The sequence below is a fragment of the Aquimarina ulvae genome (assembly GCF_053613295.3).
Genome location: NZ_JBSIBP030000019.1, coordinates 13,297 through 22,760, shown reverse-complemented (window position 1 = coordinate 22,760; position 9,464 = coordinate 13,297). Strand labels below are relative to the sequence as shown.

2 protein-coding genes are annotated in these 9,464 nt (G+C 30.5%); both read left to right on the top strand.

Going from position 1 to position 9,464, the window contains the following annotated elements:
- The first annotated feature begins 79 nt into the window (after positions 1 to 79).
- Positions 80 to 4,720 carry a non-ribosomal peptide synthetase gene (locus tag ACWGOQ_RS23335; protein ID WP_452060281.1) on the top strand — a complete coding sequence of 1,547 codons (4,641 nt, stop codon included), beginning with the start codon at positions 80 to 82 and terminating at the stop codon, positions 4,718 to 4,720.
- 176 nt (positions 4,721 to 4,896) lie between these two features.
- Positions 4,897 to 9,369 (top strand): non-ribosomal peptide synthetase, encoded by a 4,473-nt coding sequence (locus ACWGOQ_RS23330; protein ID WP_452060280.1) that lies wholly within the window; start codon positions 4,897 to 4,899, stop codon positions 9,367 to 9,369.
- Positions 9,370 to 9,464: the final 95 nt, after the last annotated feature.

Sequence of the window (9,464 nt, the reverse complement as noted above, 5' to 3'; positions counted from 1 at the left end):
AGTAATTCATCACCAAACGATGATTATGCACTGTTGGAATTTGTAATTGCATTTCAGAGTAACTTGAAAACCAAATATTGTGATAGATAATTTAATAAATACATTAGAGTCATTAAAAGTTGGCCTTAAAGTAGATAACGGTAGTATCAAAATTAATGCACCTAAAGGTACGTTGTCCACTGAAATTATTGAAGATATTAAAGCTCACAAGAACCAATTAATGAAGCTGCTTTCTTCATCAGAGGTTATACCCTCGGCAGAAAAGAAAGAGTATTATTCATTAACTTCTTCTCAGAGACGTCTTTGGGCATTGAGCCAACTTGATGAAGGTAATACTGCCTATAATATTTTTGATGCATTTCAATTTTCGGGAGAATTAGATATTAGTAAGTTATCCATAGCATTTCTAAAGTTAATCGAAAGGCATGAGAGCTTAAGGACTATTTTTATTGAAGATAAAAACAAAGAATTAAGACAATATATAATTCCCGTAGAACAATATTTAGGGAAGTTGAAATTTTTGGACTTAAGTAATAATGATTCAGATAAGGTATTAAAAAGTCAATTAAAAGCTGTTCAGGAACATGTGTTTAATCTAGAGAAAGGACCATTGTTTATAGCAGAAGTAATTAAGATATCGGATAAAAAACATGTCTTAATGCTTAATATGCATCATATTATTGGTGATGGATGGTCAATGGGAGTGTTGAGTAGAGAGTTTATATCGATTTATAACAGCTTGGTTTCAGAAGAAACAATAACATTACAAACATTGTCAATTCAATATAAGGATTATGCAGAATGGCAAAATAGTACTTCTAAACGTTTAGAATTAGAAAAATCTAAATCTTTTTGGTTAGATAAGTTTAAAGGAGATTTGCCCGTTTTAGAGCTTCCAACTAGTAAAGTAAGACCTAATATAAAAACCTATAATGGCTCTTATATTTCATATTCATTTTCAAAGGAAACTACATCTCGATTAAACCTATATGCCAAGCAAAATGAGACTACCTTATTTATGGTGCTTATGGCTGGAGTAAATGGATTGTTTTACCGATATACAAATACTAGAGATATAATCCTGGGAACACCTGTTGCAGGAAGAGAACATGCAGATTTAGAAAATCAGGTAGGATTATATTTAAATACGCTGGCAATTCGAACAGAATTTGAAGAATCTACCAGTTTTAAAGATTTAGTATCCATAGCGAAGACCACCTTACTAAATGCATATTCACATCAAGAGTATCCTTTTGACAGGCTAATTGATGAATTATCGATAAAAAGAGATGTTAGTCGATCAGCTTTATTTGATGTAATGGTAGTATTGCAAAACCAACAAGAATTACTGACATCAGATGGTATGAGGTTGAATGGTGTTGAAATATCACCTTACCCAAATAAGCATACATCATTTAGCAAATTTGATATGAGCTTTATTTTTTCAGAAAAAGAAGCACAATTATCCTTGCATTTAGAATATAACACAGATGTTTATGAGTTAGGCTTTATTGAAAGATTATGTACTCATTTAGGTAATTTTATCACACAAGGAATAAATAACCCGAACAAAGATGTAGCCAAACTCAATTACTTAGAAGCCTCAGAAGAGAACCAGTTGTTTTATGACTTTAATGATACCTCTTTTAATATTTCAGATACCTCTATTATAGATTTATTTGTAGCGCAAGCGGCAAAAAATCCAGAGTATGTTGCTGTAATTCATGAGAGTAAAGAATTTACATATGGTGAATTGGATGAGGTTTCTAATGAGTTGGCTCATTATTTATTACAGCGTTATAATCTACAAGTGGAAGATTTGGTAGGTGTGAAATTGGATCGAAGTGAATGGTTGATTATTTCACTATTAGCGGTTTTGAAAACAGGTGCAGCCTACGTTCCTATTGATCCTAGTTATCCCGCAAAACGAATATCTTATATAGAGCAAGATAGTAATTGTAAAGTTACAATTGATCAAAATTTATTAAGAGAATTTAATCAACAAGAAAACTTATTAAAGACGCTTCCAAATATTGAGATAAAACAATCAAACTTAGCCTATGTAATCTATACGTCTGGGTCCACTGGAAAACCAAAAGGAGTAATGATTGAACATAAAAGTTTATTGAATTTATGTTCTTGGCATGTTTCCGAATATAATGTAGATGCATCAAGCAGAGGTAGCTTATATTCAGGTATCGGATTTGATGCTTCAGTATGGGAGATTTATCCATATCTAGTATCTGGAGGTACGTTATACCCTATCTCTAATCCAGAGGTGCGATATAATATAAATCTACTAATAAATTTTTTAATAGGTCATAAAATAACACATACGTATTTACCAACTAAAATTTGTGAAGAACTTGTAATCCAGAATACGGTACTAAAAAATACTATTGTTTTAACGGGAGGGGAAGCTCTTAAATTACCAGAAAATATTAAAGGCCTTAAGATTTTTAATAACTACGGTCCTTCAGAAAATACTGTAGTAACTACTAGTTTTGATCTTAAGAACCGCACAGGAGAAAGTATTCCTATAGGTCGCCCGATAAACAATACTCAGATTTATATTATATCTGATAGTATGGAATTACAACCAATAGGTGTCGTTGGAGAAATATGTATTTCTGGAAATGGACTATCAAGAGGATATTTAAACCAGTCAAAATTAACCAAGGAGAAATTTATAGATAATCCATTTCTTAAGGGGACTCGATTATATAAAACAGGTGATTTAGGTAATTGGCTATCAGATGGTTCAATAGAGTTTGTTGGCCGAAAAGACAATCAGGTAAAAATAAGAGGGCACCGCATTGAACTTGGGGAAATAGAAAACGCTTTGGTTAGCATGACTTCAATTCACCAAGCAGTAGTAGTTGATATAGATATTGAAGGAGAAAAAGTGCTTGTAGCTTACTTGGTAAAAAATGATGAACACAATATGCAGGAATTGCGAACTTTATTGAGTTATAAGTTACCAGAATATATGATTCCTAGTTATTATGTAGAATTAGAAAATTTTCCTTTGACAGCAAATGGTAAGATTGATAAAAAAACATTTCCAAAAGTAACAGAAAAACATCTAATTAGGAGTCAATATGTAGCACCCGTTACAAAAGAGGAAAAGGAATTAGTAATTATCTGGGAAGAAGTACTGGGGATAGAAAATATAGGAGTTACAGATAATTTCTTCGAATTAGGAGGGCATAGTTTGAATATGATGGTATTGATTAATAAGATCAATCAAAAATTCAATATAGCGATTACGACTAGAGAACTTTATAGCAATATGACAATACATCAATTAAGTATATTGTTTAAGTCCAAAAACAGAATTAATTTAAATAAAATAACTCCTATTCAGCCCCAAAACGACGGGTATATGATGTCTAATGAGCAACTAAGAATGTGGGTTGCATCACAGACCAATTCAGGGTCAAAGGCACATAATATAGAAACTGTTTATGAAATAGAAGGGCAGTTTGACGTAAAGGTATTCAAAAAATCAGTAGCATATCTGTTGGATAGGCATGAAGCACTTAGGACGTCGTTTTCCACGAACAAAAAAGGCAATATAGTACAATACATTAGTGATCATATAGATGTTAATTCTGTAATAACTTACATTTCTCAAGATCAATTAATCGGAAAGAATATTAATGAATTGCTGAAATCGTTTAATGAGTTTGTATTTGAATTAGATAAATCGCCACTTTTTCGAATATTGCTAATTCAAAAAAACAAAGAACAATATATTTTGTCATATATGATGCATCATATCATTGGTGATTTTAGTTCGGATGCAATTTTGAATAAAGAGTTGGCATACGTATATGATCAGATTCATAAAGGAAAAGATATTGAACTCCCTAAACTTAAAGTTCAATACAAGGATTATGTGAAATGGATCAAAAACAGAATAAATAATAAGGAGTTTACAGCTCAAAGTAATTTTTGGAAAACACATCTTCAACATATCAAAAAAGAACAAAAATGGCATAAAGATACAGATATTGATAATGTTTGTGGAGCTCATTTTACACAAGTTTTTGATCAAACATTAAGAGAAGATATTGAGATATATTGTAAAAATAATAATAGAGGATTAATGAGTTTGATAGCTTCGGCATTAGGAGTTTTAATTCATAAAGTTAGTGGACAGCGAGATATACTAATTAGTGTTCCGGTTAGTTTGAGAAATCACCCTGATTTAATGGATCAAGTAGGTTTGTATCTTAACTTACTACCTTATAATGTGCATGTTAATCCTTTTAGTAAAATTAAGGAGCTATTACAAAAATCATCAGAAGATCAAATAAATATGATCGATTCATCATTTTATCCTTTTGATGCTATTATTGATGATTTTCAATCAATTAATGGGTTCAATTTGGTAGATAGAATTGATATTTGCTTAAATGTTATTAACCGCACTAAAGAGTCAAATAAAAGGGGAGGTTTTGAAAAATTTAAATTTGAATCTCAGCATCAAGAACTGAAAAAAAGTAAATTTCCTATTTGTTTTTATATATATCAAGAAGAAAATAAAATATCGTACACTATAGAATATCAAACTGCCATATTCGACAAAAAAGAAGTCTCAATATTAGCTAAACGTTTTTGTAAATGTGTTGAAGCTTTACTGAAAAATTCAGAAAAAGATATCAATACTATAAATCTTATAGATAAGAAAACAATTCCTGTCTTCGGAATTTAAAATAGATTTTCTCTCTTACAATATTCCAGTTTTAGAAACTTAAAAATCAATTTTAATATATAAGGTCTTGATAGATAATTTAATAGTTTTTAATACAAAAAACTAAGGTGGGGATGTAGACTACATACATTCCAGTACATATCAAGTTTATAAAAATAGTTCTTAATCCAAAAATAATGAAAAACCTAAGTTCATATCACCAACAACGGCTGTGGTTTATTGACCACTTTGAGAAAAATGACCTTTATGTAGGAGGACCAATCTATCATAATATTCCTTTGTTTTTTAAAGTGAATAAAAAAATTGAAAAAGAGTCGATAAAAGCAGCAATTGTTAAATTGGTTGAAAGCCATAGTATATTACGAACAGGTTTTTTAAAAGAAGAAGATCAGATTTTTCAAAAAATTTCTGGAATAGATCATTTCGCTAGTGAAACAGTCTGTATTGAAGAACTAGAACTAAAAAACAGAGAGGAAGAACTTCGTCAAAAACCGTTTGATTTTGATTCTGGCTATTTATTCAAAATATACTTTGATAACAAAGATGATCATACAGATTTTTTGTTCATCTTTCATCATGCAATTATCGACCGTAAAAGTTTAAAAATTGTAAAGAAAGAATTTACAGAAATTATTGATAATGCAGATATAATCCTTGATAAAAGTTTAGAATATCGGGATTTTTCTAATTGGCAAAACGCTTTAACAAAAGATGATTTAGAGTCACTTACTTTTTACTGGAAATCAAAATTAAAAGATTTACAAGTATTATACTTTCCTACGGATAAAGAACGAGAACAAGTTCATCTATATAAAGCTAAAAAGAAAAAGTTTTCATTAAGACAAGATCGGATAGATTCATTTTGTGAAAAATCAAATATTAGTCAACGTAGCTTATTCTTGGCAGCGTATAAAATGGCTCTTGTGAGGTTAACAGGATTGTCGGATATTGTTATAGGAACATTGATGGATTTGCGTACTGATAATACCAAAAACATAGTAGGTCCAATAGAAAATCTAGTGGTATTGCGTTCGTTTTTACCAACGGATAAAGGGCTCAAAGAACTATGTGATATTGTTGATCAGACATTGATAGAATCAGAGGACTATAAGACTATGCCTTTTGATAGATTGGTTCGTGAGATCAACCCTAAAAAGGATATGAGTCGTACGGCATTATTTGATATTTTATATGTTTATGATGATAATAGTCAAAACAATTCTAACTCAGATGATGTAAAGGATTCTAATCAAGGATGGGGAAAATATGATTTTAATTTGTTAGTAAATAAGAATCAAAAAGAGTACGATCTTGTTTTAACCTACAACGGATTATATTTTAATTCAAACACTGTAGAATCACTTTTGAACTTAATACAAAGACTATTGTTTTTTATAGTTAGCGGGGGTGAAGCGAAACTGAAAAATATCCCGTTACTGTCTAGTAATGAGGAGATTGATCTTATCAGTAAAACTAAATTAGATTTTGAAAGAGAAGAGAGTACAATTGTAAATCGTTTTTTGGAACAGGTCTTAGCGTGTGGAGATAAAACAGCATTAAGTTGGTCTGGGGGGAGTATGAGTTATTTGGATTTGCATGTGCGTTCTAATCAAATAGCGAATATGCTTTTAGATAATTTTGATGTAAATGTAGGTGATACGATTACCGTCATTTTACCTAAATCACAAGAACTTATCGTTGTATTATTTGCGGTTCTTAAATGTGGAGCTACATATGTTCCTGTAAACCCAGATTATCCAGAGGAAAGAAAATCATTTATTCTATCAGACACTTCTAGTAAATTGATAATTGATGAAGATTTTCTTAATAAAAACTCTTCAACTATTGGAGAGGTAGGGATAGATGCTCCTAAGGTAAAGGTTTTACCAAGTGATTTGGTATATATTATATATACTTCGGGTACAACAGGACAACCTAAAGGGGTCATGATAGAACATCGTAATGTAATGAATCTATTTAAGTCTTGTAACGAGAAATTTGATTTTTCTGTTGATGATTCTTGGACATTTTTCCATTCTTATTGTTTTGATTTTTCTGTTTGGGAGATTTTTGGCTGTCTTCTAAGTGGAGGTAACCTTGTTGTAATTAATGATCAGGAAGCAAGAGATCCAGAATCTCTTTCTAAATTAATGAAGAATAATGAAGTTACCATATTTAGTCAGACACCATCCGCATTTTATAATTTTATCGAACATAAATTAGAGATTCCTTCTCTACGATATGTCATATTTGGAGGAGAATCATTGAATCCTTTAAAGTTAAAAATATGGAATGAAAAACATCCCGAAGTTAACTTAATAAACATGTATGGGATTACTGAAACTACAGTCCACGTTACCTATAAAGAATTAACACAAGAGTCATTGATGCTGCCAGTTAGTACTATAGGGAAGCCTCTATCGTTTGCACAATGCTATATATTAGATAAAGAGCAACATTTACTTCCTTATGGTAGACCAGGCGAGTTATATGTTGCTGGAGAAGGAGTGGCACGTGGATACTTAAATAGAGAAGAATTAGATGCAGAGAAATTTATAACAGATCCATTTAGAAAAAATGGAAAAATGTATCGTACAGGTGATTTAGTGAGGTTCCTGGATAATGACGAAATGGAGTATTTGGGGAGAATAGATGATCAGGTTAAAATTAGAGGGTATCGTATTGAATTAGACGAAATAAAGAAACAACTTGATACTCTAAAGGAGATTACGCAAAGTGCTATCAAGTTAATCGAGATGCCAGATGGAGATAAAAGCATAGTAGCATACGTTTCAGTTTCCGACAATTTGTTGGTAAGCGATATAAAATTACATATTGCAAGCAAAGTACCTGAATATATGGTACCAGCTTTTATAGTAATTATGGACAAAATCCCTATGAATTCTAATGGTAAGATTGATAAATCAGGCTTACCATCTCCATTAGAAAATTTGTCAGAAAATTTAATAGAAAACATTGCACCTTCAAATCAAATAGAAATTGAATTGTTTGGTATTTGGAAAGAATTACTAAATACCAGTGATTTTGGAATTCAGCACAATTTTTTTGAACTTGGTGGACATAGTTTGAAAGCTACACGTCTCATAGGAAATATCCATAAAAGCTTTAAAGTAAAGTTAGAATTAAAACAACTATTTTCAAATCCAACTCTCAAAGAACAAGCAAAATTAATAGAGTTATCAGAAAAGAGAGAATATATTTCTATTGAAAAGGCAAAAGATGCTGCTGACTTCCCTATATCAGATGCACAACAACGATTATTGATGTTAAGTCAACTTGAAGAAAGTTCTGTAGCGTATAACATGCCTTCGTATATAACACTGCAAGGTGATTATCATGATGTTGAAAGTTTCAAAAAAGCAATATATGCTGTGATTGATAGGCATGAAATCCTTAGAACGGTTTTTCGAGAGAATGATAATGGGGAATTTAGACAATGCATTCTTTCTGAAAAAGATGCTAGATTTAGAATAGAGGTTATAGATTTCAGAGAGAAAGAAAATAAGTATGATCTTGTTAAGTCTTATATAAATAGTGATTCTCACAAAAGATTTGATTTGGAACAAGGCCCTTTAATAAGGTCCTGTTTGATACAAGTTTCTGATGATGAATTTATATTTTATTATAACTTACATCATATTATTAGTGATGGATGGTCGCAAGGTGTTTTAGCAGAAGATGTTTTAACATATTATGAAGCATATAAAAATAATGAAAAACCTAATCTTTTAGACTTAAAGATACAGTATAAGGATTATACGATATGGCAAAACAAACAAGTAAAAGAGTCAGGTTATCAGTTTCATAGATCATATTGGATAGATAGATTTACTGATGATATTCCAAAACTAGAGCTTTCTCTTTCTAATGATCGCCCAAACATTAAGACATATAATGGAGCGATGATTCAAAAAGAGATCTCCCCTGCATTATTTGATAAATTTAAAGATTTAACTAGCAGGACAAACACTACTGTTTATATGAACCTTTTGTGTGTGACTAGTATGTTATTATATCGATATTCATATCAAAAAGACATAGTAATAGGTAGTCCGGCAGCAGGTAGGTTGCATCCTGAGCTAAAAAATCAAATTGGGTTTTATGTAAATACATTACCGCAAAGAATGATTTTGGATACTAATGAAACGTATCTAGATTTTTTACTATCTACTAAGAGTGAAATACTAGAATCATTTGAGCATCAAATATATCCTTTTGACGCTTTAATTGAAGAACTAAGACAAGGAAAAGATTTATCTAGAAGTCCTTTGTTTGATGTAATGCTTATTGTTAATGATCTAACTAAACAGGAAAATAAATTTTCAAAAGAAATAGTTGAATTCCAAAGCGATCAGGAAAATACAATAAGAAGTAAATATGATATTTCATTTAATTTTGATTTAAAAGAAGAAAAAATTCTTTGCCAATTTGTTTATAATACAGATTTATTTAAAAGGTTTGATATTGATAATCTGGCAAATGATTTTCTAATTCTTTTGGAATCCGTAATTCATAACGAGTCATTCATTATTGAGGATTATATCAATGAAATTTTAGATAAGGAGGAGTTATTAGAACAAAATTATTTTCAGGATACCATGACAGCAACAATGAGCGATGATTTTTAAAATATAACAAGCTATAAAAGAGACTTTCCAGTTATAAGAGTAAAATTAAATATCGACAATATAAATATTACGTATAAATTTTATACTTGATCAAA

Excerpts from the sequence above, each read along its gene's own strand:
- ACWGOQ_RS23330 (WP_452060280.1), top strand. The coding sequence starts at position 4,897 with ATGAAAAACCTAAGTTCATATCACCAACAACGGCTGTGGTTTATTGAC.